The following is a 26,092-nucleotide window of genomic DNA, read 5'->3' on the forward strand; positions in this document are numbered from 1 at the left end:
CTTTCTGCCTCAAATGAAAGCATTTCATATCTGGAACGTAAACACCTTCGATACAACCGGTGGGATAAGAATCATACAGAGCCCTGAAATTCCAGACATCAAGCCCCCATAGAAAAAAAGTTTGTAATTCCCTCCGCCTTCAACTATCTTTACCACGAGTGTGTTTGAAATTGTCAGGATAATTATTACTGAGAAGGTTAACCTATATAGTATGGGTACACTTTCAGCTAAATTGAACATACTCATCCCAATTTCAGACATCCCGCTCATTCCCCCTTCTGCGGACATATACGATTCGCTCAACCTGGAGACAAGCCCGCTGAATTTGGAGATTATCTCCATTACAAAGATCAGGAGCCCTACCATAACAGTATGAAGGGTTATGGCAAGCCCCTTGAAGCCTGAACTGACCAGCTGCCGTTTCATTCTCAGGAGGACAATTGCCAGGCTTGAGGTCGAGACTATGTTCCCTATCTCCGCCGGGTCGCCGCCCAGTTCTACTGCATCGGTAAAGATCCTTGAGCACCTGTTAATCAGTTCGGAGCCTGTTTCCCCTATGAATTTTTCCCAGCAGAGCTTTGACTTAAATCCCATTGAAAGGCCAGAATGCAGCTCTTCAACTCCGGGCTTGAGACAACCTATGGTTTCCCTATCAAGGTTTTCCATCGCACTCCTGATGGTGATTCCTGTTGTCCCGGCAAGGGTTCCGAGAGTCTTTACAAAAGCAGGAAAACTGCTGTCCCTTTCGTTGATTTTCCGGTCATCTGCCATAGCAAGAATGCCTATCGGAAGTGTAAAAGCGGTCACTCCGAGCAGAATAAATTTCAGTTCTGTCCCATACAGAGTGAGAGTGGCTAGAGAAATCACTCCGAGAGGAAGCAAAGTCCGGCTCAATAGCCTTATTTGCTCCTGCTCCTTTGATTTGTGGCGGAGGGCATGTACTTTTTTTTCGGCAGGAGCTGCTTTATATATAATGTAAAGGGCAAGCCCGCATATGAAAAGAGTTAGAATCTCTATAAGAAAAGCAATGGTTTCCATATTCGTTATATTATAGATCATAACAGAAACAAGAGTTATGGTAATAACCAGGGTTACGGATACCATAAGGGCAGTATAGCCGTCAGTCCACTTTTTCAGGGATTCAACGCTTCTCTCGTACTCATTGGAGTAAATCTCTTCCCTTGTGATTTTCTCCTGTTTCAGAAAGTTTTTTTCCGGCTCTCCGGAAGAAAGGACATTTGCTATTTTTTCAAAAAATTTTGAAAGATAAACATCCTTTAATCTCTGAGAAGTATACTTGCAGGCTTTTGCATATTCGTACCCCCATTTTGAGGCAAGGATGTGTATCTGTCTGAAATACTTCGAAGCATCATATTCTTTCTGCCGTCCCGCATAATCGAAGATCCTGTCCCTTTCGATATCTGCAGTTGAAATCGCAGCCATGTATATTAGCAGAAAGAGCATATCATCATTGACTCTTTCAACAAATTTAGTATTTTTAAGTTTTCTGGCGAGATTAAAGTAGCCTTCAACTTCCCGTTTTGCAGCATTTAGAGTTAAGTTCGGAATTGCTTGCACAAAAGTCATGATGTTAACCCCGCCTCCTCAAGCCGGATCAGGGTATTGAACAGGTCGTAGAAATTGGTAATATTTGCCTGGTGAATCTTCCGGAGGATTTTTGCTCTTTTGTCAAGTTCGGAGTAAATTTTTCGTACCTGGTTTTCAGGAATTCCCAGGCGAGGGGCGATTTTATGTTCCAGCATGTATGAGTTGTTTTTCCCGATAAACTTGAAGGTATCCGTAGCAGGATCCCATTTGAAGATATCCATGAAATTAAAAGACTGGCTCTCGGAATCGTAGGCTACGATTTCGTTTATGCTCAGGACTCTTCTCCCAAGCCCTTTTCCCGGAACATTTACGGCACTCTGGATAAGAACGACGTTCAGGTTATCCACATAATTTCTGGGAATATTAATGGGATCTCCTGTCAGTCTCTGGATAAGTTTCTCAACAGAGGCGGCATGGAAGGTGGACATTACAGGGTGTCCTGTCTGCATTGCCTGAAAAGCGATATTCCCTTCAACCCCACGGATCTCTCCTATCATAATCTCATTCGGACGCTGGCGCAGGGCGGCCTTTAATAGGTCAAACATGGAGACATCCGAACCGCTATCATCCCTTGTAGTCCTTGTAACCTCCCGGGTCCAGTTCTTATGTGGAACTTGCAGCTCCGGAGTGTCTTCGATAGAGACGATTTTGGATTCGGGAGGAAGAAAAGTAGTCACTGCATTCATCGTTGTGGTTTTTCCGGAAGCTGTTTCACCTGAAACGAAGCAGTTCATCCCTGCCCTGAGCATCATCCACATGTATGCAGCCATTGTGTAGTCAATTGTTCCGAATTCAATAAGTTCGAGGATTGAAATAGGGACCTCCATAAATTTCCTGATGGTAAAATTGCTTCCGCGCTTTGACACATCTTCTCCGAACACGATATTAATTCTTGAGCCGTCCGGTAGAGCGGTATCTACTATCGGGTCCCTGTAGGTAATCGGTTTTCCTACTTTTTCGGAGATCTGTATGACAAAAGAATTGAGTTCTTCAATTTCTTCAAAAGAGATTGTTGTTTTAAGGGAGGAGAACACCTTATGCTCAACAAAGATCCTGCCAAGCCCACTGCAGCTGATATCTTCTATGTTTGAGTCCCGCAGTAAAGGTTCGAGCAGTCCCATCCCCACTTTGTCCCTGATCATCAGGTATTTGATTGCATCGAATTCCTCAGGCGTTACGGAAATTTTCTGCAGTTTTCTAGTTTTGAATATTTTGCCTGCTTCCTTCAGGTTCCCAAAAATTTCGGGTTTTTCGCTATTAATTCCTTCTCCGGATGAATTTTTTTCCTTCCCTGAAAAGTCCTTCTTTCCTCTGCGTTTTCCGTCCGATGTCCCGGAGCTTTCCTTTAATTCCTTTCTCACTTTACAGGTTTTTTCCAGAGCTTTTTCGAGGAGTTTCTTTTTTTCTTCTGGATCTTTTGTAGTAATATCCTGATCGTGTATTACGTCAATAAGTAACTTTTCTACTTCCTCAAGTTTACTGTCCAGCTTCTGAAAAAGGCAGGGCTCTATGGGAATGTAATAATTTCTTACATCCTCTTTATCCGGATATATATGGACGGCAAGCCCTTTCCCTGCAGGATAAATCAGGTTGGGATGTTTGATGCTTCTCATGGCTCTCGAGATTCTCGGATAGAACTCCGGAAACCCTATTTCCTCTGTCGGAAGCCTGCAGATATAATCAAGGATGTGATGATTTTCTTCTCTACTGACGAACTCCTGCATTTCTGAAGAAAGGCTGGAGTATATTTCTTCTCTGGAACACCCTCCATTCTCCGGTGCAGGCAACGGGTCAAAAGGCAGAGCTTCCATTTCAACTCCTCATTTGGGTTTTTTCTCCGATTGCCATTTTTCCGAATTTCTTTCAGGCTTTTACCTTTGAAACAGGAATAATTTTCAATCCGAACTCACTATCCACATCAAAACTCAGTAAATTTCCGCTAATTTTCCTGGCACCCCTCAGTTTCTGAATTTCCATAGTTTTTATCCATTGATCCCCAACCTGCTCTATCCGGAGTTCAAGATAGGCACTACAAACTGACCTCAGCCTGTAAAGCAGAGCCTGGGAAAAAGCATATCCATGCACGCTGATGAAAATAGTTTTTCCATTATCGCATAACTTTACACATTCGGTAAAGAAGTTTAACACTGCATTTTCCGAAGCATTTACTGCAAAGATCGTCAGAGAATCTATAAGGATCAGTTCTTCTTCGCACCTTTTTATCGATTCCAGAAGCACCTGAAGCAGGCACTCACTTAACATGGGATTTTCTTCAACGTAGACCGCATTAATTTCAAATATTTTTGCCCTGCCTATTATGAAGTAATCCGAAATCCCGTGCTTCAGGCTCTCCATCTGGTTCAAAAGTTCTTTTGAGGTTTTTTCCGTTGTTAAAGCAAGTACCTTTTTGTCCTGGTTCAGAGCTCCCCACATTATCTGCTGCAGAAAAATAGACTTTCCACTATCGTTTCCTCCCTCAAGCAGGCAGAGTGAACCTACGGGCACGCCTCCCTCCAGCTTCCTGTCTATTTCCAGGTTTCCGGAAGATATAAACTCCAGTGATTCTTTTTCTTCCTCTTTCAGGTCACTGAATACCTCTTCGTAGAACGAATCATTCTCAAACAGTGTTCCTTCGCCCTTCCTTCCTTCCATTTCTCTCTCCGCCCTTCTCCGGGATTCCAACGCAAATCCCTTTGTTCTTTTAGCCAGCCGGATCCGTCTGTTCCGGTTTACCTGCCTCTCAGGATCTCCTTGATGCCGAATTATCTGCTGAAACACTATTCACTGAAATATTATTCACTGAAATACCGTGAAGCCTTTGCGCCGTTGGGGGCAGTTACCAGAAGCCAGTTTACACTGGAATTCCCAATAGGGTTTGAAGAATCCAGCCTGACCTGCAATTTCATTTTCTCTCCCGGGTCAAAGACTCCCGGGTTTATCAGGTCAGGAACAATCTCCATTTTTGTCCACCTGTTATTAGAAGGAATTTCGCCTTCCTGGTAGGGAATCCAGACAGTTTTCATGTCACATGATTCATTTTGATAGGTCACGATTATGTCCATGTAAGTGAAGTCCCCGATTTTTGTCGAGCCCGTGTTCTGCAGGTATACCAGAATACCCACACTGTCAGTAGTGATGTTTGTAATATTTATTTCCGTTTTTACCATGTCGTTTTTGTTTTCCTGCATCTCAATGACCGAATCTGCAAGCACGTCTGCCATGTAGAACCCTCCTTTCGAGCAGACATACGATACCAGGAGGATGGTTGCAACCGAGATCATTGCTGCAATTATTGACCCGAAACCCATTATGACACCGTGAAATAGGTCTCTTCGGAAACCCCGTTGTATGTACTGAACTTGATAAAGTATTTCTTCCCGCTCACAGGCAAGTCTACAGGTTTTATTCTTATAAGCAGGGTCTCTCCTTTGTTCCAGTTCTCGTCTCCGTTCTGTTCAATCCGATAGTTCCAGCCCGGGCCTGAACTTCCGTTTTCGTCATAGGGTATGCGCTCAAAGTTTCCTGCCTCTCCGAAAAATAGGTCGGAATCAGTGATCATGCCTGACGATATTTCCTTGCATCCTACATTCTTTATCCATACATGAATCTCGGTACCTTCGGCCCCGGTTGTTTCGTGCAGGATTTCAATATCTGTCAGGATCTGGTCTCCCATAGCGTCCGAACGGCTCATTATCGGGTCTCCTGCCGAGATAACAGAGGGGTACACAGCTGAAACAAATCCAAACGCACAGATTACGGATGCTATTGTCAGAATTGCAGAGCTTATCGATTCCCCACTCAATTTTCGACCCCCGCTTTTGCTTTCCAGTTTTTCAAACCGGATAAATTGCTGCTGATTTCTGATTATACAATTTATCAAATTGGTTAATGTATGATCTATATGATCCTGATTTGTATCAAATGAGATGATATCAGATAATGCTGCTAATGAAGGTGATATTCCTCAGTAAAATGATCTTGATTCATGAAAATGACACTGATTTATCCCAAATTTATCGCTTACTGCTGGAAGCAGTTAGTTTCAACCTCTCAGTTCCTTCTGAGCTTCAAATTCGATTGAGACGTGCCCTGTTCTCTTCTCTTTTTCTTTATCTTTCCAGCCTGAAGAATTTTCATAAAGCGGCTGGATATTTTTCCGGAAGCCTTCAGGACTCAGGATTGCACTCAGTTGAGAAAGCACCATGATATTGTCTTTCATACTGACACTTTCTTCTTCCGCAGGCTCTTCAATTGAAAGGTTTGCAATGTTTTCTATAATCCTTTTAGTTTCTTCAGGGAGATGTCCGGTAAGAGTATAGAGACTCAGCAGTTCTTCGAGGTTGCTGTGTCCTATTGTTCTGACAGCATAATCCACCCAGCGCATTAATTCAACCAGCGTAAATGTATCCATTTTTCGAAAATCTTCAGGTTCAGGCCCGTACATTACCTGTTTCTGGACGTTCTGTACAGAGTTTTCTTCGGATCTGGCTAATCTCTGGGAATGCTCATTGTTTTTTACTATTTGATTCACAGGTTCCAGAATCTTTGCAGAAGGATTGCATTCTATTTCTCCATTTCCTGTTACAGCTGGCTGGTTACATGCAGCTTCCTCTTTTTCCTGTATCGGATTCTTCAATGTTTCAGGGTATGGGATACCGAGGAAAGGATTTTCGTTTTTGTTCACCAGGTCTCTTATATCCACAAGTAACTCTTTGATCTCCCCTTTCATAATTTTTAGTTCGGTTTCAATTTCGTTTACCCTTTTGTCCAGTTCCATACTGACCACCCGAAAATGAAAATTAAACTTTCCGTTTTTGTGCCCGTAAAAGGGGAAGTATCCCCTTACAGCATGGGATTACCTTAGGTTCATCACAGCGTCAATCTGCGGAGGTGTAACTCTGGTAACGGGCACAATTGCACCTATCTTCGGTTTTACCTCAAGCCTGAACTCTCTATTGACTACCTGTGTCGGAGTTCCCTGTAGCATTGAGGGTTCAGGGACAGTAATTGTTAGTTCAACTTTTTCATGCCGTTCCAGCACACTATCTCCATCATCGTCTCCGATGAATTCTTTTGTCCAGCTTACATCTGGAACATAGGTTGAGTTGTCAGTGTAAGATACAATCATCAGTCCTGAAGTATTATCGGTCCCTATATCCACCGGGGACTGGCCTGCTGTGAGTTGAAGAGTAACAATTATGGTATCCACCGAGGGGGTTGCAGGAGTGCCTTTTGCGATCACATCCCCTGCAAGCTCAACGGAAGAAGTAGTTTGTTTGACACCCTCATCAATTGTTTTCTTGGCGGTATCTGAGGTCGTAAAACCAGCCCCGAGGACTACATAAGAGAAAACTGCTGCCACCACTACGAAAGCAGTCAGCACTATTGCAGACTCAAGCCCTGTAAAAGCTTTCTCGTCTTTTCTAAAGATGTTAAAAATCCCTTTCATTCTGTTTTCACTCCATAATTTATTTTACAATTAATGTATATAGAAAAGTCAACGGGCTCCATTTACCAGCGCCTGATTTTTCTATGTTTTCTGGATTGCAGTTTGTTATAGGGATATCTGTTCAGGAGCTGATGCTTGTGGTTCCTAGTGTAATGACCCCCTGATATACATGCCAATAAATTTACAACAGATAGTACCCCTTTCTAATTTATTAACTTTTGCCAAAAAATTATAAAGTTTTTATATTAGTAATTTTTTAAATTTTTAAGTTTATTTAAAAAAACAAAGATTTTCAGGCAAAATATTTCGAGAAAAAAGAACTTTAGATCTTTAGAGAATGAGCATAAACAATAAATGAAACATATATCTAAGTGATAGATAAAAAAATATGTGAGAAATTTTAATAAAATTTCTCAATTTCGTGCTTAATATCCTCAAGTGAGAACTTTTTCCTCACAAGAGGGGTTTCATGGATTGTCGGCATCATTTCTTCCAGGGTTTCCTTATCGCTTTTGTAAAATATGCCATTGGGAATTCTATCTCCCCATTCAAGAGCTTTTTCGAATGCTTTTATCTGGTTGTAAGGGTCATGGTCATCCTCAAGTTTGTAAACCCTTTCCCGATACCATTTAAAAGTATTCACTTTATTAAAAGTGACACAGGGCTGAAGAATATCAATCAGGGAAAAACCTCTGTGTGTTATTGCAGCTTTCATGAGCTCTTTCAGATGCTCCTGGTCTCCTGCAAAACCCCTGGCAACAAAACTGCAGTCCTGAGAGATTGCCAGAGAAAGCGGGTTAAACGGGTGCGCAAGGTACCCAAAAGGCTGAGCCGGTGTATGTGTCCCTTTAGCTGTTGTGGGAGATGCCTGTCCTTTGGTCAGCCCGTAGATCTGGTTATTGTGCACGAAAAGACTGATATTCGGGTTCCTGCGGATCGCATGAAGGAAATGGTTTCCACCTTCGGCATAACAATCTCCGTCCCCGGCAACCGCAATGACATGCAGGGAGTTGTTTGCAAGCTTTGCAGCTGTGGCAACAGGGAGTGTCCTTCCGTGAAGCCCATTGAAGGTGTGACACTTTATGTAATGGGGAAGCTTCCCGGCCTGTCCTATTCCCGAAACCACCAGGACTTCCCAGGGCTCGATGTCAAGTTCGACAAGTGCTTGTTTAATGGTCGAAAGAATCTGGAAGTTTCCACATCCAGGGCACCATGCAGGGACCTGGCCTTCATAGTCCTCAGAGGTAGGCATTCAATTCCTCCTTCAGATTTTCAATGGTAAACGGTCTTCCATCGTACTTTAAGATCTGATGGGTAATTTCAAAGCCTGTTTCGGTTCGCATGAGCTTCGCAAACTGCCCGGTGGCGTTATTTTCTACAGAAATGACAAGATCCGCATTCTTAAGAAGTTCTGTATAATCGAACCTATCCCGTTCGGAAAACGGATAGATCTGGCTGAAATGCATCATTGCGATCTTTCTATCCTTTGAATAGATATCCACTATCTCTCTTATCACACCATAGGTCGAACCGTGCCCAACAAGCACTACCTCCGGAGAAGGATCCCCGTATAGTAGCGGAGCTTCGATTTCTTTTTTTATCAAAGGCAGTTTTTTCAGCAGTCTTTTCTGAACCATCTTTATGCGCGTTTCAGAGTCTTCTATGATATGCCCTTCTTCGTCATGCTCGTCGCTATCTGCCACAACAAGATGCTTTCCTGCTTCTCCGGGGATTGCAAGAGGAGAGACTCCTGTATCCGTGTATCTATAGCGTTTATACTCTTCTGTTGTCCCTTCCAGGTCTTTTTCCCTGATGCGGTAATCATTGTATATCAGGCGTCCTAAGTCGAAGTTTTCGAAGGTCCATTCGGACTCTCCAAGGTACTGGTCAGACTGGATAAAAACAGGAATCTGGTACTTTTCTGCAAGTTCAAAAGCCTTATTGGTAAGGTAAAAAGCCTGCTCCGGGGTTCCCGGCTCAAAAATTACTCTTGGAAATTCCCCGTGTCCTGCGTGCAGGACAAAAAGCAGGTCACCCTGTTCGGTACGTGTGGGCAAACCCGTAGCAGGCCCGGGACGCTGCATTTCTGCGAGCACCAGCGGGGTTTCGGTAATCCCTGCAAGGGAAAGACCTTCTACCATTAGGGAAAAACCTCCTCCCGAAGTGCCGGTCATGGATCTCACACCGGTAAAAGAGGCTCCTATTGCCATATTAATTGCCGATATCTCATCTTCAGCCTGCTCAATTACCAGCCCGTATTCTTCTGCTCTAGAAGCCAGATAATTCAGAATTCCTGTGGAAGGGGACATAGGATATGCCGAATAGAACTTGCAGCCTGACGCAAGAGCTCCCATCCCTATCGCCTGGACCCCGTCTATGAGCAGGAGTTTTCTGGCTTCCGGTTCAGGAGCTCCGAAAGCTTCGCAGCGGGGACAGTTTGAACGGGCATAATTGTACCCCGCTTCTGCGCAGGCTATGTTTTTTTCAATTATTTCTTCTCCTTTTCCTTTGAAAGTCATTCTCAAAATATTGTTCAGGACATCGAGCCCCAGGTCAAGCAGCCCAAGCACTGCCCCTGTTGCTACGGTGTTCGCCATGACGCTGTTCTTCCCAACATCAAGCGCTATTTTCCTGAAAGGGATATCTATAAACTGAGGGCCTTCAAATTTCTTTTTCATGCTCTCAGAATCGTAGAGGATAAACCCTTCCTCTTTAACGCTATTTTTATGGATCTCTACCGTATTCAGATCAAGAGCGAGAAGAATGTCAACAATTTCTCTTGAAGCCATCACTTTACGGTCAGAAAAACGGACCTGATAAAAATTATGCCCGCCGCGTATCCTGGACATATAGTCCTGGTGCGTAAATACATAATATCCTTTTCTGGAAAAGATTTTTGCAAGAGCTCCTCCTATTGTTTGCAGCCCCTGCCCGGCTTCTCCTCCTACCCGAAGTGTATAGTCCAGAAGCTAAACCCCCTAATTTTCTTTCATTTTCTATCTGATCAGGCAATTCCCAGATTTTCCAAAATTTCTGTACATTTCCTGGATTTGAGTTTAAGACTCTATAAGAGTCACAGGAATATAAATAAGAGCACAACCTGTCTGAAATAATTAGCAAAATAGAAACTCTTCTTACTTTGTATTCTTTCTTTTTCTATTCTCCCCTGTCTTTTTCAGGCCTTTGTCCCCTTTAGCTAAGAAGTATTAATATTAAACCTTAAATAATCTTGCTTCTGAAGCCGATCCGGAAAATAAGTGAAATACTGGTAATAGAACGTGACATTAAAGTATTAGTAAAATAAGTTCACATATGAGTACAAAAAGATAAGCAGGTTGTGGAATAGGAAGCCAGATAGACGTATTTTGGAAGTAACGTCTAAAAATATTCTGCTTGTCTGGAAACCAGGTCTATTAAGAGTAAACTCTCATGAATATGGTCTCTATCAGTGAATCGTTTTAAGAATATTTGCACAGGAGAATGAATCAAAGTGTTATCTAAAGATTCTGTAAAGGACTTTTTTACAAAAGGTCGGGGTGTTTTGATAGGTTTTTCCCTCATACTTATTGGAGCCCTTTTGATTACGGTCAACAAAATTCTTGGCTCAATTGCAGTCCTCATTGGAATTATTTTCCTTACTCTTAGTGACTATATTAGTGAAAGTGAAGAGGAGGAACCTGCCTGGGGTGAGGAAAACGATGATGAGCCGAAAAACGAGAAATGATGTTCAAAACAGATAAAGTACCTTCCCGAAAAGAACACAGCCTATCAAAACAATTCCCAGTAACACTTCAAAAATATAATGCCCCCTCCTACTCTTTTCCAAAGGAAGGAGCTTCTTGTTTTTGTGCAAATTCGGTATGTGTTTTTAAATAAATATTGTGTTTTTGTTTCTAATATGGATTAGACTGAGTCCTCTCTATGTTTTTACTGTAGAATTTCAGAACTTTCCGCGGCCGAGCTGTGCGTGCGCGCGTGCCAGATGTCCTGCAGCCTGTGCTCCTATAAGGGAAATCTCTCCTGCAAGCACTGCAGAGGCTACGATTTCTGCAAACTTGCGCGAGTTTATGCCAGGAGTGTCTCCTGCTCCTGCCACCCCAAGGATATTGAGGCAGTCTCTCTGGGTTCCAAGACCGGTCCCTCCTCCTACCGTACCTGCAGGAAGGGCTGGCAGGGTGACCGAACAGTGAATTTCTTCATACCTGGTAAGTTCCATACTCGTAATTGCGGTACTGCCTTCGACAACATGAGCCGCGTCCTGTCCGCAGGCAAGATAGATAGCCGCGATAATGTTTGCAGCATGCGCATTAAACCCCATGGCTCCTGCTCTTGCTGAACCAAGCATGTTTTTACTGTAATTCACTTCAAACATTGACTCCGGGGTGCACTTGAGCCTCTCCTTGACTATTTCTTCAGGGATAGTTACTTCGGCAACCACAGTCTTTCCTCTGCCAAGAATAGTACTTATGGATGCAGGTTTTTTGTCAGTGCACATATTGCTTGAAAGGGTAACAGGCTGTGCTCCAAATTCGTCTTCTATAAGGTGCATCACCGCATCTGTGGCTATTGTCACCATATTCATGCCCATTGCGTCTTTTGTATCATAGGAAAACCTGAGATACACGTATGTTCCGGTTACAAAGGGCTTTACAGAGAGCAGTTTTCCAAACCTGGTCGTCTTTTCAGCAACCTGCTTCATCTGCTCGAAAATTTCAGGGCTCTTTACCCAATCATAAAACTTTTTGGCTCTATCAAGGTTTTCTAGCTTAAAGACCGGGGCTCTGGTCATCTCATCTTCGAAAACTCTGACGTTTGCTCCGCCCGATCTGGTAATTACCGAGCAGCCGCGGTTTACACTGGCAACGAGAGCTCCTTCCGTTGTAGCCAGAGGAACATAGTATTCAGCATCTGCATATTCTCCGTTTACCTTCAGAAGCCCGGCAACCCCTAAAGGAATCTGGACTGCTCCAATCATGTTTTCGATATTTCTCTTTGTTACGGTTTCCACATCTAAAGAGAAATTCTGTATATGTTCGAACTCAAGTTTTGCATACTCCTGGATAGCAAGTCTTCGGATTTTTACTGCTGTTAACGGGTCTGCAAACTCTTCAATCTTACGAAATGCTATATTCCCATCGAGAACCTTTTGCAAAAGAAGTTTCTCTTCCTCAGTAAGTTCATAGTCTTCTAAAAACATGAAATCACCAGTTGATCTTTTTATTTTATACTAAAAATTAAAACCCTGTAGTCCTGAAGTAAGGAAAGCTAATTCAAGTGTCTTCCTCGTTTGGATATGGCGCCTTTGTATTAAGATAATACTCCTTTTATCCTAAATATCTGCATATTAACATATAATTCATTTCTCTAAAACAGTTTTTTAGACTATCTTACATAGTCCTCAAGGATATTGTTGGAAAGTATAATAACTGTTGCCTTTTTTGTAATAGTTGTTTATAATAACTTAAGAATATTTTCCCTATCTGGTTTGGTTTCCGCAAATATATCTTGGATGGTAAATCAGGCTTGCAGTCTTGAATTGAGTTCTTGAGAAGAAGATTAGCAGGATAAAGAAGATATCCTGGATAAAGAAGAAAATGCTACAGGACAATAATGAATTTAAAATCAACTTTGAAACCTTTCATAAAAACAATGCAGGAAATCTTTAGAAAAATAGTTATTGAATAATAACTATTAAGTAATTATTTTAAAAGAGATTTTAAAATAACTTTAAATATCCTTTAAAGTTGACCTCGAATAAGCTGTCATATTCAGAAGTTTATAATCAACTGGTTTTCCTCTCTGTATGTCAGAAAAAGTTCAGCCACATCTTTTGAGCAAATAAACTCAATTCCCGGGATTAGTTCTTCCTTCTTAAGCCCAATCATATCTGAGGCAAGCTGACAGCATCTGAACTCTACTCCCATCTCGATGCATTCCTGAACTGAGGCATCGTACTTGGGTGACCCTCTCGTTTTATCTTTCTTTGCAAGCAACACTCCCATAGGTCCCCACAGAATAACCAGAACATCGAGCCCTTTACTCCTATAATACTTAGCAAACTTGAGAGTTTCCTGCGGGCTGGTGCTTTCATACACCATATTTTTGAGTAGCAGTAATACCTTTTCGACTTTTGTCATAAGAACCCCAGGTCTGAATAATACTTTTCTGAAACAGATTACCTGGATGTATATAAAGTTTCACATTGAAACTGAGGATATATACATTTTTTCACTCCAATTATATAAATTTGTTAACTCTCCTGGAAACTTGCAAAGTCTGTACATATACCTAATTTAGTCAATTCTACTGCGTCATGAAACTATACGAGTGATCTTTTACCTCCAAAACGTCTGAACTCTTTGACTCAAAAAAATTTATAAAGTATGGGGCTAATTATAGAGTCATATTTTGAAAATTTATTTAACTGATATTGTCACATCCGATGCAATCTTTTTCATCTTATTTTTATATAGTTGCTACTCTTGAGTATGAAAATTAATAATCGGCTCAAAAATGGATTTAATAAGAAACTTTGAGTGCACAAGACATAATTAAAACTATGAAAATTGCATTTATCTGGTTGAATGTTTTATGGACAACTTGAAACCTAATTTTTATAACTGTTTATTTTTACCTATATCTTTATATACTTTACCAAATTATATTTATAGTGAATATATAAACTATTGGGAGAGTATTGCATTATGGTTTCGTTAGATTACGATTCAAACCTTATGCCACAAAAACATCTTACAAAAAAAATTACTGAAGACATAGATTCAAATGCAAAAGAATTAAGCTGGCTAATAGATAACCTTCCATTAACTGTTTTCAGGTTATCGAGCGAGTCTGCCTGGACGATACATTACATAAACAAAAATGTAGAACAGCTTACCGGTTATTCTCAAACAGATTTCATTTCCCAAAAATTGTCGTGGTCTGACATTATCCTTCCAGAGGATCGTTCCATTATAAATACAGTTGTACAGAAAGCAATAAAAAACAGAACTCCCTATCAGGTTGAGTACAGAATCAAAAAATCCAACGGTAATACTGTGTTTGTTCAGGAGCAGGCTCATCCTGTAAAAGATGATAAAGGAAATATCGCTTATTTTGATGGGGTATTCCTGGACTTAACTCTACAGGTAAATAGGCAAGAAGAGTCCCAGAGAGCGATTGTTAACAGCATTCCAAAGCCGTCTCTTGCATATTTAGTAGACTCTTCTCGAAAAATAAAGTTTATTAATGACTACTTTGTCGAAATTTGCAATCAGAAAAGTGCAAATGAGCTGATAGGGCTGACCCCTTCTGACATAGTGGAAAGCAGTACTCTGGTCCATGGTACCGGGAAAACCAAATCGGTTGCTGAAACAGTGCTGGATACTGGACAAGGGGTCTATAACATTGACGGGTTCATTAAACTCAGGGGTGCAGACCGAGCGATATATGTAATAACTTCTGCCACGCCGATAAGAGATGATACTGATTCCATTATTGGCAGCCTCATGGTCATGACCGATATGACCGAAATGAAAGACAAAGAGAAAGAAGTTGAGGACCTTTTAAATTATACCAACACCTGTCTGAAGGACCTTGGAGAGGGTATCAGAAGAATCGGTGAAGGTGATCTTGAAGCTCATCTGGAGAAGATTAAGGACGACGATTTTGGCAAGACCTTTGACGAGTTCAACAGGCTTGTTGCCAATCTGAAGTCGGTTATTGAAATCATTCTGGAAGACATGCTTACTACCCTGGAAGAAGCCCGGCAGTCCGAAGAAGCTGTTGGCCAGATGAACACGGGCATGCAACAGATTTCAACTGCTGCGGAACAGATTGCAACCGGTTCTGAGAACCTTTCCAGGCATGCAGGTACAGCAGCTTCTGATATAAAATCTTCCCAGGAAATCTTCAGAAAGTTGAGTGATTCTTCCACCAAATCCTCAAGTTATGCTTCCCAGGCAGGTAAAACCAGCGACGAATCCCAGGGCCTCAGCAATATGGCTCTGGAAGAAGTGGAGCAGCTTGTTGCAGAAATTTCTAAACTTGGAGATATTGTCCACTCTCTCGATGATGCTGTGAATAATATCGGTGCCGTTACAGGGAAAATCAAATCCATTGCTGATCAGACTAACCTTCTTGCCCTGAATGCAGCCATCGAAGCTGCAAGAGCTGGCGAGTACGGCAGGGGATTTGCCGTTGTTGCTGATGAGGTTAGAAAACTTGCTGCCGATTCGAGAAAGAGCACTGATGAAATTAATGAGATCGTCACAAACGTCCAGAAAGAGACCAAGAAAGTGACAGAAGCTATTAACACCGCAGACGGTCAGGCTAAAACCGGAAGCAAGAACATTAAACAGGCTTTAGGCAAGGGACAGGAGATTGCTACAGCAGTTGCCACTATAAACTCCATGCTTGCCGAACTTGACAGGCTTGCAGAAGAAGGCCTGGATAGAATTGAGAATATCGAAAAAAGCATCAGTGAGACCGCATCTACAGCCGAAGAAAATGCAGCAAGCAGTGAAGAAACCTCGGCTGCAATTGAAGAGCAGACAGCTGCAATGCAGCAGGTAAGCAATTCTGTGCAGAATGTTAGTGAGCTTGCTCAGAAAACGGTCAATACTCTCTTAGAAAATTTCCAGGTATCGGGAGAACAGAAAAACAGTCAGCCATCTTCTGGAAAACCACAAAGTTTTGACAGAAAGAAAAACCCAAAAATATACTGAATACCAACCTCAGGTTTTTTGAGCTCAGGGCTAATGAAACCAGGAGTTTCTATTAGCCCTATTTTAGTACAGCATGAAAATGAGCCTCGTTCCTGTTTTTTTTTCGCCACTTTTTAAAGTACATTGCATAATGTGGAATTACCAGAGTAATTTATTTTTGCAGTCTTTATATTCTATTTATAATCCCATACTTGAATAATTTGATCTAAATTTTTTTATCTAGGCTAATGAAAAAAAAAATAAACTCTAAAGTCTCTTTCTAGTCAAATATTCTCAAAATTAGATTAAACAGTCTACTGGGCGCTAGCCAGATAGAAGTTTTTCTTTTTCTCACCTATACATTTAAATACTTCCTCCAATTATAAACATAGTTATTATATAAATCATTAGGGGATTGATTGGACATGTCGTCAATAGTTTCTGATTTAGGAAAGACAAAACAAAAAAACTTATCAAAAAATTTAGTTGAAAACATTGATTCCAAAGAAAAAGAAATAAGCTTGTTAATAGATAGTCTTCCAGTAACTGTTTTCAGAGTTTCGAATGAGTCTTCCTGGGCGATACATTATATCGGTAAAAGTGTGGAACAACTAACCGGTTACTCCAAGATGGATTTTATTACCCGGAAACTGTCCTGGTCTGATCTTGTTTATCCAGAGGACCTTCCGGTAATCGACAAGATTGTAGAGAAAGCGATGAAAAACAGAACTCCCTATCAGGTCGAATACAGAATCAAAAACGCAGATGGCAGTACAATATTCATTCAGGAACAGGCTCATCTGGTGAACGATGATAAGGGAAACCTGGCTTACATTGACGGTGTGTTTCTGGATGTAACTCCTCAAATAAAAAGGAGAGAAGAGTCCCAGAGAGCAATTGTTAGCAGCATACCCCAGCCGTCACTTGCACTTTACGTGGATTCTTCTGGAAAAATAAAGTACATCAACGATTACTTTGTGAAAGCTTGCAAATTTAAAAGTGCAACTGAAGCAATAGGTCTTTCTCCTTCTGATTTAATGGAGAGCAGTACCAAAAAATCACTTGCCGAAAAAGTCCTGGAAACTGGAGAAGGGGTTTACAACCTTGAGCGGACACTTAAACTTAAGGCTCAGGATAAACCTCTGCACACAGTGACTTCTTCCGTACCTATAAAAGACGATACCGGAGCAATCATCGGAAATCTTACGATCATAACTGATATGACCGAAATGAAAGAGAAGGAGAAAGAAGTTGAGGATCTTTTAAATTATACCAACACCTGTCTGAAGGACCTTGGAGAGGGTATCAGAAGAATCGGTGAAGGTGATCTTGAAGCTCATCTCGAAAAGATTAAGGACGACGATTTTGGCAAGACCTTTGACGAGTTCAACAGGCTTGTTGCCAATCTGAAGTCGGTTATTGAAATCATTCTGGAAGACATGCTTACTACCCTGGAAGAAGCCCGGCAGTCCGAAGAAGCTGTTGGCCAGATGAACACGGGCATGCAACAGATTTCAACTGCTGCGGAACAGATTGCAACCGGTTCTGAGAACCTTTCCAGGCATGCAGGTACAGCAGCTTCTGATATAAAATCTTCCCAGGAAATCTTCAGAAAGTTAAGTGATTCTTCCACCAAATCCTCAAGTTATGCTTCCCAGGCAGGTAAAACCAGCGACGAAGCCCAGGGCCTCAGCAACATGGCTCTGGAAGAAGTGGAGCAGCTTGTTGCAGAAATTTCCAAACTTGGAGATATCGTCCACTCTCTCGACGATGCGGTGAATAATATCGGTGCCGTTACAGGGAAAATCAAGTCCATTGCTGACCAGACTAACCTTCTTGCCCTGAATGCAGCCATCGAAGCTGCAAGAGCTGGCGAGTACGGCAGGGGATTTGCCGTTGTTGCTGATGAGGTTAGAAAACTTGCTGCCGATTCGAGAAAGAGCACTGATGAAATTAATGAGATCGTCACAAACGTCCAGAAAGAGACCAAGAAAGTGACAGAAGCTATTAACACCGCAGACGGTCAGGCTAAAACCGGAAGCAAGAACATTAAACAGGCTTTAGGCAAGGGACAGGAGATTGCTACAGCAGTTGCCACTATAAACTCCATGCTTGCCGAACTTGACAGGCTTGCAGAAGAAGGCCTGGATAGAATTGAGAATATCGAAAAAAGCATCAGTGAGACCGCATCTACAGCCGAAGAAAATGCAGCAAGCAGTGAAGAAACCTCGGCTGCAATTGAAGAGCAGACAGCTGCAATGCAGCAGGTAAGCAATTCTGTGCAGAATGTTAGTGAGCTTGCTCAGAAAACGGTCAATACTCTCTTAGAAAATTTCCAGGTATCGGGAGAACAGAAAAACAGTCAGCCATCTTCTGGAAAACCACAAAGTTTTGACAGAAAGAAAAACCCAAAAATATACTGAATGTTGAATCCGTTTGAGTTGGGGGCTAATGAGATGCAGTAGTTTGGATCATGCAGTTTCTATAAACCCTCTTTTAGGTGGTAAAATGAGTTATCATAGTCAAATCGTAAACGTGGATAATACAATTCAGGTGATTGTTTTCAGTCTTGGAGAAGAGCGATATGGAGTCGAAATCTCTCAGGTAAAAGAGATTATCCTGCCAACTCAGATCACCCGAATTCCAAATGTGCCTGGCTTTGTAGAGGGAGTCCTGAACCTTAGAGGACAGATTGCAACAATTATCAATCTCAGAAAAAGATTGGGTAAAGAATCGAAGAAGAATGATGAGAATACCCGAATTATTGTTGTCGAATACAATAATGCTACTATAGGGATGATGGTTGACAGTGTAAGTGAAGTCAAGTACCTATCTTCTCAGAATATCGAAGAAATCCCCAGATTCCTGGCTTTGAGAGATGATTCTAAGTTTTTGAAAGGAGTTGGTAAACTTGAGGACGGGCTTCTCACATTAATGGACCTTAAAGAGTTGTTCAGTGAAGACGAGTTGAAGGAGATAAAGGGATGACCGACAAAGTCCACCTTAGAACTCCTGTTAAAACTTATGATAATGGTGGATGGGTGGATGTTGAACTGATTATAACTGACAGTGACCTTGTTATAGGTAAAAAAAGCATCTCCCTCAAGGAAATAGAAGACCTGGAAGATATTGATATAGAAGGTGTTAGTTGCATCAAGATTAAAAAAGATGGCAAGTTCATAATTAAACTGCCTCTGAATCTTCATCAACAGGTTTTCAAATACATTGCGTTTAATCTCAAAGCAGATAAATTTGCAGTGTTTTTCCTATCGTCCGCTACTGTTGGGGGTGTTGTTTCATCGGGTGCACAGTGGGAAAAAGGATATTTCAGTGTAACCGATGAGGGTTTCTGGTTTTTGTCCGCCAAAAATCAGAAAAGAATCCCAATTGAGAATCTCGGATCTGTCAAAACAGATCTTAGAGATGTGGGAGGGAAACAAAGAAAGGTTCTGGTCCTTTCTCACGTTGAAAAAAGTAATGTAGTAACAAGCCTGGTCCTTTGCCCGGAAAGTACGCTGGAAATGCTTGAAGGCTACCTTCAGAGGCTCTTCGAAAAACACAAACCTGCAATTAAACTGTCCGATAACGAAATGGAAATTCTTACTCTGATCTATTCCGGGCTGGACTTTGCATCAATTGAAAATATAGCTGGAATGTCAACAGATGAATTAAACAGTTATTATGATCGCCTTGTCGATTCTGGCCTGGCTAAAGTCGTAAAAATTAGAAAAGAAATTGAATTGACTCCTCACGGGGTAAGTATGGTTGATAAAATATCTAAGAGATAATTCGGGGGATACATATGGCAAAAGTATTAATTGTCGATGATACAGCTTTCATGAGAAAACTTCTGAAAAACATTCTTTTCGGTGCCGGATTTGATATCGCAGGGGAAGCCGAAAATGGAAAGCAGGCTGTGGAAATGTACCGCACACTCAAGCCAGACGTTGTTACAATGGATGTTGTCATGCCTGAAATGACAGGAATTGACGCATTAAAGCAAATAAAGACCACTGATAAAGACGCTAAAGTTGTGATGTGCACTGCCATAGGGCAGGAAAATATCGTAAAGACAGCCATAAAATTGGGAGCAAGAGGCTACATTATAAAGCCTTTCCAGGCTCCCAAAGTCATTGAAGAGATTAAAAAAGTAGTCGGTGAATGAGTAGGGGATAGCATGATTCGTACTCTTATTGTTGATGATTCTGCCTTCATGCGGATGGCAATAAGAAGCATGCTTGCCAGCAGCCCTGACATAAAGATAGTCGGAGATGCGTGTAATGGAAAAGAAGCTGTAGAAAAGTCAAAAGCATTACACCCTGACATAATCATAATGGACGTTAACATGCCAGTCATGGACGGGCTGACGGCTGTTAAAACCATTATGAGTACGGACCCTGTCCCCATAATCATGTTTAGCACCCTGACTACAGAGGGCTCAAAAGAGGCATTAGAAGCTCTGCAGCTTGGAGCAATAGATTTTACTGCAAAATCCGAATCTCACCATGATGTGAATAAGGCTGAGAGAGAGCTTGTTGATAAAATAAGAAACATTCACAGCTCAAACCCTAACATATTAAGACTAATTAATATGAGGAAATTTAAGGGTGAGGTTGTCAGGGGGAAATGGAAATGTACCGGAAATTTTGGGGTTCTGGTTGGGTCATCTACCGGAGGCCCTTCATCTCTTGAACAGGTGATTCCAAGGCTTCCAGCCGATTTGCCTGCACCGGTTTTTGTGGTCCAGCACATGCCTGAAGGCGGTTTTTGCAGGCAACTGGCAGAAAGACTGAATTTTCTGTCAGAACTGGAAGTAAAGGAAGCCAGGAATAATGAAAAAGTAAATGCAGGTGTTGTTTACATAGCCCCTGGCGGCTACCATATGACCGTTAGAAAGGCTCTGGACATCGTCAGAATAAAACTCGTAAAAGGTCAGCCGGTTCATGCTGTAATGCCTGCAGTTGATGTGACAGCTGAAAGCGTGTTAGATGTATATGGAAAGAACATAGTCGCCGCTATCCTTACAGGTATGGGGGTTGACGGAGCTGCCGGGTTTAAAAAGATACGGGATGCAGGCGGTTCCACAATCGCATGCAGTGAAGATACCTGCGTTATTTTCGGAATGCCAAAAGCTGCGATAGAAGCTGGAGGTATTGATATTGTGAAACCCCTTTTTGAGATCCCTGAAGAAATAGTGAGGATGTCGGAGGTGAAATGCAGTGGAAAGTGATATGGCAGCCTATAAAAACGATTTCCTTCAAGAAACATACGAGTGTCTGGATATATACAATCAATCTTTTGTGGACCTGGAAAACGGAGATGCTGCTGCAATTGATGAAATCTTCAGAATAACCCATACAATAAAAGGGATGGCTGGATTTCTCGGATATTCATCACTCGAGCACCTGTGCCATAATATGGAAGAAGTCCTCTGCGGCATAAAAAACGGAGATATAGAGATCGACGGCGAACTGGTTGATATTTTACTTTCAACAGTCGACCGAATAACAGACATTGTCAAACAAATAGAGAGTGCAGATAATGATAATGTAAAAATAGACGATCTGATTGAAGCTTTTAAAAACTACGATAAATCGAAGAATGAAGAACATACATCTCTTTGCACTTTATCTGCAGAAAAGGAAGTCTCATCTCCGACAACAATGTCTACACGGCAGCCAGAGGAAAATGTCTTTTCAATCTCTGAATGTCAGGAGAAACCTGAAAATGAAAAGACCTGCAGTCTGGATAACTGTAATCTTATTCTGGATATAATCCTTGTTAAAGACTGCGTTATGAAAGGTTTGAGAGCGTCATTGATCATAGAGTCTCTCAAAGACATAAGCAAACTGGCTAAAACAGAGCCTGATGAAAACGAAATGGACAATAGCTTTGATGGCCATTTTAAAGTGTTTCTTTCAGGAGACCGGGACAAAGTTGAAGGTCTGATGGATCGAATTCCGGAGATTGAACAGTTTGATATTTCTGAAATCGAGCCCTCTAATTCCGAATGCTTTGATGTCATGGAACAAAGGAGTACTTGCAGCCCGTATGATTGCAATCTTGTTCTGGATGTAACCATTGTTAAAGACTGCGTTATGAAGGGTTTAAGAGCGTCTCTGATCATAGAATCACTGAGGGATGTCTGCAGCATAGCCAGCACGGATCCGGATGAAAATGAGCTGGATAACAATTTTGACGGTCACTTAAAAGTGTTTCTTTCAGGAGACCGCAGCAAAATTGAAGGTTTGATGGATCGAATTTCCGAGATAGAATGTTTCGATATTTCTGAAGTTAAACCGCTTAATGCTGCCTGCAATGAAGAAATCAAATGTAATATCCCCGTAGAGGAAGAAACGCTCTCCGATGCCTCTTCAACTTCATCCTTTATCCGTGAAGATCCAGCTGCATCAGCCGCAAACAATCCGAGTTCATTTCACTCCTGTATATGCAGTTTGGCAGCAAGATTGCGTTATATTCTGGACAGAATAGGCAGGTCCATAAACTGTTTCAGAACTACCGAATCCGCTGGAATACTTCCAAAGAAAAAATGCAAGGAATCTTCCCCTGAAGTTCCGAAGTCTCAGGAAGTACGGGTTTTGGAAGAAGCTTCAGAGGTAAGTTCTGCGGTTCCTGATCAGGAGTTGCAACTGGACGAAATCGGGGTTTCCGAACAAATTTCTGAGCCGGCTTTTGACGAGCCCATTCTTGATAGGAGTGTTCCTGATAAAAATGCTACTGATGACAGTGTTCCTGAAAACAATGTTCCTGATAAAAATGTTTCTGATAAGGGTATTTTCTATCAAGAGCTAAAGCTGAATAAAGCCCAACCTCCGATTGAAAAGTCTGAAGTAACTCATATCTCGGAACCAAAGTTACATGAGGTCCGGAAAAATGAGGAGTCGGAAATTGACTCAAGCAATCACTTCTCTGAAACATCAGCTTCAACAAAAGCGCCTCTTGAAACACAAAGACAGGAAACTATCCGCGTCAGGACCTCCAATCTGGATAATATAATGAATCTTGTCGGCGAGCTTGTCATAAACAAAGGGCGTCTGCTTCAGATATCTCAGCAATATAACCTGCCTGAACTGGGAGAAGCAACCGGAACTCTGGATAAATCAATTTCAAGCCTGCAAGATGAAGTGATGAGAATACGGATGGTAAAAATTGAGAGAGTATTCAGCAAGTTTCCACGTATGGTAAGAGACTTAAGCAGGAAATTTAACAAAAATATTGAATTTGAAATCGAAGGCCAGGATACGGAGTTAGACAGAACGATTCTGGATGAAATTAGTGATCCTCTGGTCCATCTTGTGAGAAACTCCGTTGATCACGGTATCGAACTTCCTGATGAGCGGGAAAAAACCGGAAAAAGTGAAGCCGGACATATAAAACTCTCAGCCAGAAGAGAGAAAAACAACGTAATAATCGAGATCGAAGATGACGGCAAAGGCATAGACGTTGAAGTAATAAAAAGGAAAGCAATTGAGAAAGGAGTATTGTCATCATTCGATGCAGAGAATCTAAGCGAAGAAGAAATAAGGATGCTTATTTTTGCCCCGGGCTTTTCGACAAAAGACTCCCCTACAGAAATCTCCGGCAGGGGAGTGGGCATGGATGCAGTAAAAACTGCTGTCGAGAAACTGGGGGGAAAGGTCAGGGTATATTCGAAGAAAGGGGAATTTACGAGAATCAGAATTGACCTGCCTCCCACGGTTGCTATAATAAAATCCCTTTTAGTAGATGTCGGTCCTGAGACGTATGCGATCCCGATTTCTAATGTTGTGAAAGCTTTGAGTGTCGGTAGTAACGATTATAAAATCGTTAAAGAAACTCCTCTGCTCTATATCCGGGATAAACTAATACCGATTATCGAATTGAAAGAAATTTTTGGTATAGAATGTGAGAAACTTGATCAACAAATTGCTATAATTGTTGAAAAAGAAAATGAAGAAGTTGGCCTGATTGTTGATTCGATCATTGACCAGCAGGAAATTGTTATTAAACCACTTGGAAACGTTTTATCAAACTCAAAAGGATTTATCGGTGCCACAATACTGGGGGATGGACGTGTGATACCGATCATAGATGTTTCAATGCTTATAAAAGGTGATAATGATGACTGATTTGGAAAATCTTAGCGAAGTGGAACTTGATGTTCTGAAGGAACTGGGGAATATTGGGACAGGTCATGCTGCAACATCTCTTTCCAAGTTACTTAATAAAGATGTTTATCTCTCGGTTCCGAGGGTCAAGATAGGAGAAATAAAAAATCTCTCCAGAGAATTCATCGGCGACATTGTTGCAGGAGTTATTATAGCACTTCAGGATCTCGAAGAAAAAAAATCCGGGTATCTGTACATTATGTTCCCGGAAGAGTCGGCAAGGAAAATCGCAGGCGATCTATTTGGCATGGACGAACTGGATGAGGAGATGTATGCGTCAACAATTATGGAGGTCGGGAATATATTGTCTTCATCTTTTTGTGACGCATCAGCTGATTTTATGGAAATAATCCTGCTCCCGTCTCCTCCAAGTTTCGCAGTAGATGTACCTACGGCAGTCATTGACTCAGTAGTTTCACAGATGGCTAAGAACAGCAACCATATTATCCTGTTTGAGACATCTCTAAGCTCTGAATCCAATATACAGATTTATTTAGCCCTGCTTCCGGAAACCTGCCTGCTTGATGATATGATGAAGATATTGGGACAACTATGAGCGGGGATATTTTATTTGTCTCGAACGGAAGTGGAAAAGCGATTTTTTTAACCAGCAGGGACGTGCTGGTTAAATCTTTTTGTTCGCTTTCAAGTACCTGCTCATTTCAGGACTCTTGCCGGTCATGTGACATTGTCAGTGCCGCAAAAAATCATCTGGCTGGCAATAAGTCTAATTTGAACATTAAAAATCTGGACGGAGAATTGTCTGCCGGTATAGGAGAGTACAAGATCGGAAAGAATGTCCTGTTAAAAGTTATGGGGCTGGGTTCCTGTATTGGCGTCATTCTTTCCGACGCTTCAACCGGTATATGCGGAATAGCCCACGTGCTGCTTCCCGGGGCTTCAGATAAGGGAGAAACCAAGTATGCAGAAACAGCCATAGAAAAAATGTTAGAAGAAATGGTAAAAATGGGAGCAAGAAAAAGCAGGATTACTGCAAAATTTGCAGGCGGAGCCCAGGTTTTTAAACATATGAACCTGGATATCCTCAAAATCGGTGACAGAAACGCAATATCTGTTGAGGAAGTCCTGAACAGGAAAAATATCCCTATCCTGGCAAAAGATGTGGGTGGGGATACTGGCAGAAATGTTATTTTCAATCCTGCGGACGGAAGTATGATCGTTAAGTATACTAAAGGGGATGTACTGTGGTTGTAAATCTTGATGATGATTTTAACTTTCTTATTCGAAAGATTTCCAAATCTTCGGGCATTGTTCTCTCCGGGTACAGGGATAGTTATCTCAGAAGGAGAATTGACCTGAGAATGAAAGCTGTAGGTACGAATAACTATACAGCATATATGGGACTTCTGGAAAAGGATAAAAATGAGATGAAGGAAGTCATAAACACGCTTACAGTAAACGTTACCGAGTTTATGCGGGACAAAACTCCGTTTATATTTTTCCGGGAAGAAATTCTGCCGGATATAATGGAAAGGAAAAAGCAGTGTAAAAGTAATATGGTCAGGTTCTGGAGCGCTGCCTGCTCTTACGGGGAGGAGCCCTATTCTATCGGCATCTGCTCAAAAGAGGTTCTGCCTGACGACTGGACCGTGTCAATTTATGCAACCGATATTGACGAGAAATGCCTGGAAGGCGCTTCACAGGGAGTATACAGTAAAGAACAATTAAAAAACATGGACCCTTCCATTGTACGAAAGTATTTTGAACCTGTCGGAGAAGAGTTAAAAGTAAGAAGAATTCCCAAAATCTCTATTCGTTTCAAGAAGCATGACCTGACCAGCGAACCTCCTATATCCAAACATTTTGATGTCGTATTCTGCAGAAACGTCATGATATATTTTAATGAAAATCAAAAAGTAAAAATGTTGAATGACTTCTATAATTCTCTTTCAGACAACGGTTATCTTATTATTGGAAAGTCCGAAACTCTGCCGGTTGAAATAAGAGAACTGTTTGCTCCTGTAAGTGTGAAGGAGAAAGTTTTCAAAAAAATATAATTGTTTAATTAAGTACCATGTTTTAATATCTTTATATAGATCTTTTTCGCCAGACTATTATCTCTATTTTTTCTTACTAGATGGAGAAGAAAACTGTAAAGATATTTCTTCTTTTCTTTTCAATTAAATGACTCTTCGCTGTTTTGT

The 26,092-nt window shown here is 41.5% G+C and carries 22 protein-coding genes; 11 read left to right on the forward strand and 11 right to left on the reverse strand.

The genetic code is table 11. The features are described from left to right. Nucleotides 1-24 precede the first annotated feature (24 nt). From flaJ to MSHOH_RS06005, 9 genes are all read right to left on the reverse strand, one after another. A complete protein-coding gene (flaJ, locus tag MSHOH_RS05965) occupies nucleotides 25-1,587 on the reverse strand; it encodes an archaellar assembly protein FlaJ (protein ID WP_048138116.1) in 1,563 nt (520 codons plus the stop codon). After that, the gene (locus MSHOH_RS05970; RefSeq protein WP_052730739.1) at nucleotides 1,584-3,419 is read right to left on the reverse strand and encodes a type II/IV secretion system ATPase subunit; all 1,836 of its coding nucleotides are present in this window, start codon (nucleotides 3,417-3,419) and stop codon (nucleotides 1,584-1,586) included. Before MSHOH_RS05970 ends, flaJ begins: the two co-directional genes overlap by 4 nt. 52 nt (nucleotides 3,420-3,471) lie before the next feature. After that, complete coding sequence (locus tag MSHOH_RS05975) at nucleotides 3,472-4,260, reverse strand: ATPase domain-containing protein (RefSeq protein ID WP_048143230.1); 789 nt, start codon at nucleotides 4,258-4,260, stop codon at nucleotides 3,472-3,474. A 140-nt stretch (nucleotides 4,261-4,400) separates the two neighbouring features. Further along, a complete protein-coding gene (locus MSHOH_RS05980) occupies nucleotides 4,401-4,916 on the reverse strand; it encodes a hypothetical protein (RefSeq protein ID WP_048138117.1) in 516 nt (171 codons plus the stop codon). Beyond that, on the reverse strand, nucleotides 4,916-5,410 hold the full coding sequence (locus tag MSHOH_RS05985) for a hypothetical protein (RefSeq protein WP_048143231.1): 495 nt from the start codon (nucleotides 5,408-5,410) through the stop codon (nucleotides 4,916-4,918). The genes MSHOH_RS05980 and MSHOH_RS05985 overlap by 1 nt, the downstream gene beginning before the upstream one ends. A 240-nt stretch (nucleotides 5,411-5,650) precedes the next feature. Beyond that, nucleotides 5,651-6,385 (reverse strand): hypothetical protein, encoded by a 735-nt coding sequence (locus tag MSHOH_RS05990; RefSeq protein ID WP_239451246.1) that lies wholly within the window; start codon nucleotides 6,383-6,385, stop codon nucleotides 5,651-5,653. Nucleotides 6,386-6,463: 78 nt separating this feature from the next. After that, nucleotides 6,464-7,057 (reverse strand): archaellin/type IV pilin N-terminal domain-containing protein, encoded by a 594-nt coding sequence (locus tag MSHOH_RS05995; RefSeq protein ID WP_052730740.1) that lies wholly within the window; start codon nucleotides 7,055-7,057, stop codon nucleotides 6,464-6,466. Nucleotides 7,058-7,457: 400 nt separating this feature from the next. Continuing rightward, a complete protein-coding gene (locus tag MSHOH_RS06000) occupies nucleotides 7,458-8,309 on the reverse strand; it encodes a 2-oxoacid:ferredoxin oxidoreductase subunit beta (RefSeq protein ID WP_048138119.1) in 852 nt (283 codons plus the stop codon). Beyond that, entirely contained in the window at nucleotides 8,296-10,023 is a 1,728-nt protein-coding gene (locus MSHOH_RS06005; RefSeq protein WP_048138121.1) for a 2-oxoacid:acceptor oxidoreductase subunit alpha, read from the reverse strand. The genes MSHOH_RS06000 and MSHOH_RS06005 overlap by 14 nt, the downstream gene beginning before the upstream one ends. A gap of 524 nt (nucleotides 10,024-10,547) precedes the next feature. On the opposite strand from MSHOH_RS06005, the gene MSHOH_RS06010 reads away from it, so the two are divergent. Then, complete coding sequence (locus MSHOH_RS06010) at nucleotides 10,548-10,781, forward strand: hypothetical protein (RefSeq protein WP_048138123.1); 234 nt, start codon at nucleotides 10,548-10,550, stop codon at nucleotides 10,779-10,781. Nucleotides 10,782-10,997: 216 nt separating this feature from the next. Here MSHOH_RS06010 and hmgA read toward each other — a convergent pair whose 3' ends face one another. Together hmgA and MSHOH_RS06020 are read right to left on the reverse strand one after the other, a co-directional pair. Further along, nucleotides 10,998-12,254, reverse strand: coding sequence for a hydroxymethylglutaryl-CoA reductase (NADPH) (gene hmgA / locus MSHOH_RS06015; RefSeq protein ID WP_048138125.1), 1,257 nt, complete (start codon nucleotides 12,252-12,254; stop codon nucleotides 10,998-11,000). A 571-nt stretch (nucleotides 12,255-12,825) separates the two neighbouring features. Continuing rightward, nucleotides 12,826-13,194 carry a DsrE family protein gene (locus MSHOH_RS06020; RefSeq protein WP_048065599.1) on the reverse strand — a complete coding sequence of 123 codons (369 nt, stop codon included), beginning with the start codon at nucleotides 13,192-13,194 and terminating at the stop codon, nucleotides 12,826-12,828. A gap of 567 nt (nucleotides 13,195-13,761) precedes the next feature. On the opposite strand from MSHOH_RS06020, the gene MSHOH_RS06025 reads away from it, so the two are divergent. The 10 genes from MSHOH_RS06025 (at nucleotide 13,762) to MSHOH_RS06075 (ending at nucleotide 25,945) form a co-directional block, all read left to right on the forward strand. Continuing rightward, nucleotides 13,762-15,780: a methyl-accepting chemotaxis protein gene (locus tag MSHOH_RS06025; protein WP_048138127.1), complete on the forward strand. Its 2,019-nt coding sequence runs from the start codon at nucleotides 13,762-13,764 to the stop codon at nucleotides 15,778-15,780. A 404-nt stretch (nucleotides 15,781-16,184) separates the two neighbouring features. After that, the gene (locus MSHOH_RS06030) at nucleotides 16,185-18,182 is read left to right on the forward strand and encodes a methyl-accepting chemotaxis protein (protein ID WP_048138128.1); all 1,998 of its coding nucleotides are present in this window, start codon (nucleotides 16,185-16,187) and stop codon (nucleotides 18,180-18,182) included. 85 nt (nucleotides 18,183-18,267) lie between these two features. Continuing rightward, entirely contained in the window at nucleotides 18,268-18,747 is a 480-nt protein-coding gene (locus tag MSHOH_RS06035) for a chemotaxis protein CheW (protein WP_048143233.1), read from the forward strand. Then, nucleotides 18,744-19,547 (forward strand): CheF family chemotaxis protein, encoded by an 804-nt coding sequence (locus MSHOH_RS06040; protein WP_048138129.1) that lies wholly within the window; start codon nucleotides 18,744-18,746, stop codon nucleotides 19,545-19,547. Before MSHOH_RS06035 ends, MSHOH_RS06040 begins: the two co-directional genes overlap by 4 nt. 14 nt (nucleotides 19,548-19,561) lie before the next feature. Beyond that, nucleotides 19,562-19,924: a response regulator gene (locus MSHOH_RS06045; RefSeq protein WP_048138130.1), complete on the forward strand. Its 363-nt coding sequence runs from the start codon at nucleotides 19,562-19,564 to the stop codon at nucleotides 19,922-19,924. 12 nt (nucleotides 19,925-19,936) lie between these two features. After that, nucleotides 19,937-20,989 carry a protein-glutamate methylesterase/protein-glutamine glutaminase gene (locus tag MSHOH_RS06050; RefSeq protein WP_048138132.1) on the forward strand — a complete coding sequence of 351 codons (1,053 nt, stop codon included), beginning with the start codon at nucleotides 19,937-19,939 and terminating at the stop codon, nucleotides 20,987-20,989. Beyond that, entirely contained in the window at nucleotides 20,979-23,888 is a 2,910-nt protein-coding gene (locus MSHOH_RS06060; RefSeq protein ID WP_082089252.1) for a chemotaxis protein CheA, read from the forward strand. Before MSHOH_RS06050 ends, MSHOH_RS06060 begins: the two co-directional genes overlap by 11 nt. After that, nucleotides 23,881-24,483, forward strand: coding sequence for a chemotaxis protein CheC (locus MSHOH_RS06065; protein WP_048138134.1), 603 nt, complete (start codon nucleotides 23,881-23,883; stop codon nucleotides 24,481-24,483). The genes MSHOH_RS06060 and MSHOH_RS06065 overlap by 8 nt, the downstream gene beginning before the upstream one ends. Continuing rightward, nucleotides 24,480-25,142 (forward strand): chemotaxis protein CheD, encoded by a 663-nt coding sequence (locus MSHOH_RS06070; protein WP_048138138.1) that lies wholly within the window; start codon nucleotides 24,480-24,482, stop codon nucleotides 25,140-25,142. Before MSHOH_RS06065 ends, MSHOH_RS06070 begins: the two co-directional genes overlap by 4 nt. Further along, on the forward strand, nucleotides 25,133-25,945 hold the full coding sequence (locus MSHOH_RS06075) for a CheR family methyltransferase (protein ID WP_048138140.1): 813 nt from the start codon (nucleotides 25,133-25,135) through the stop codon (nucleotides 25,943-25,945). Before MSHOH_RS06070 ends, MSHOH_RS06075 begins: the two co-directional genes overlap by 10 nt. Nucleotides 25,946-26,092: the final 147 nt, after the last annotated feature.

It is taken from the genome of Methanosarcina horonobensis HB-1 = JCM 15518, from assembly GCF_000970285.1.
Classification (GTDB): Archaea; Halobacteriota; Methanosarcinia; order Methanosarcinales; family Methanosarcinaceae; genus Methanosarcina; species Methanosarcina horonobensis.

What these genes read in the sequence shown, in the direction of transcription:
- flaJ (WP_048138116.1), bottom strand. Translation starts at nt 1,587, where the DNA reads ATGACTTTTGTGCAAGCAATTCCGAACTTAACTCTAAATGCTGCAAAA.
- MSHOH_RS06025 (WP_048138127.1), top strand. Translation starts at nt 13,762, where the DNA reads ATGGTTTCGTTAGATTACGATTCAAACCTTATGCCACAAAAACATCTT.
- MSHOH_RS05995 (WP_052730740.1), bottom strand. Translation starts at nt 7,057, where the DNA reads ATGAAAGGGATTTTTAACATCTTTAGAAAAGACGAGAAAGCTTTTACA.
- MSHOH_RS05970 (WP_052730739.1), bottom strand. Translation starts at nt 3,419, where the DNA reads ATGGAAGCTCTGCCTTTTGACCCGTTGCCTGCACCGGAGAATGGAGGG.
- MSHOH_RS05975 (WP_048143230.1), bottom strand. Translation starts at nt 4,260, where the DNA reads ATGGAAGGAAGGAAGGGCGAAGGAACACTGTTTGAGAATGATTCGTTC.
- MSHOH_RS06000 (WP_048138119.1), bottom strand. Translation starts at nt 8,309, where the DNA reads ATGCCTACCTCTGAGGACTATGAAGGCCAGGTCCCTGCATGGTGCCCT.
- MSHOH_RS06030 (WP_048138128.1), top strand. Translation starts at nt 16,185, where the DNA reads ATGTCGTCAATAGTTTCTGATTTAGGAAAGACAAAACAAAAAAACTTA.
- MSHOH_RS06050 (WP_048138132.1), top strand. Translation starts at nt 19,937, where the DNA reads ATGATTCGTACTCTTATTGTTGATGATTCTGCCTTCATGCGGATGGCA.
- MSHOH_RS06045 (WP_048138130.1), top strand. Translation starts at nt 19,562, where the DNA reads ATGGCAAAAGTATTAATTGTCGATGATACAGCTTTCATGAGAAAACTT.
- MSHOH_RS05990 (WP_239451246.1), bottom strand. Translation starts at nt 6,385, where the DNA reads ATGGAACTGGACAAAAGGGTAAACGAAATTGAAACCGAACTAAAAATT.
- hmgA (WP_048138125.1), bottom strand. Translation starts at nt 12,254, where the DNA reads ATGTTTTTAGAAGACTATGAACTTACTGAGGAAGAGAAACTTCTTTTG.
- MSHOH_RS06020 (WP_048065599.1), bottom strand. Translation starts at nt 13,194, where the DNA reads ATGACAAAAGTCGAAAAGGTATTACTGCTACTCAAAAATATGGTGTAT.
- MSHOH_RS06065 (WP_048138134.1), top strand. Translation starts at nt 23,881, where the DNA reads ATGACTGATTTGGAAAATCTTAGCGAAGTGGAACTTGATGTTCTGAAG.
- MSHOH_RS05980 (WP_048138117.1), bottom strand. Translation starts at nt 4,916, where the DNA reads ATGGGTTTCGGGTCAATAATTGCAGCAATGATCTCGGTTGCAACCATC.
- MSHOH_RS06070 (WP_048138138.1), top strand. Translation starts at nt 24,480, where the DNA reads ATGAGCGGGGATATTTTATTTGTCTCGAACGGAAGTGGAAAAGCGATT.
- MSHOH_RS06040 (WP_048138129.1), top strand. Translation starts at nt 18,744, where the DNA reads ATGACCGACAAAGTCCACCTTAGAACTCCTGTTAAAACTTATGATAAT.
- MSHOH_RS06035 (WP_048143233.1), top strand. Translation starts at nt 18,268, where the DNA reads ATGAGTTATCATAGTCAAATCGTAAACGTGGATAATACAATTCAGGTG.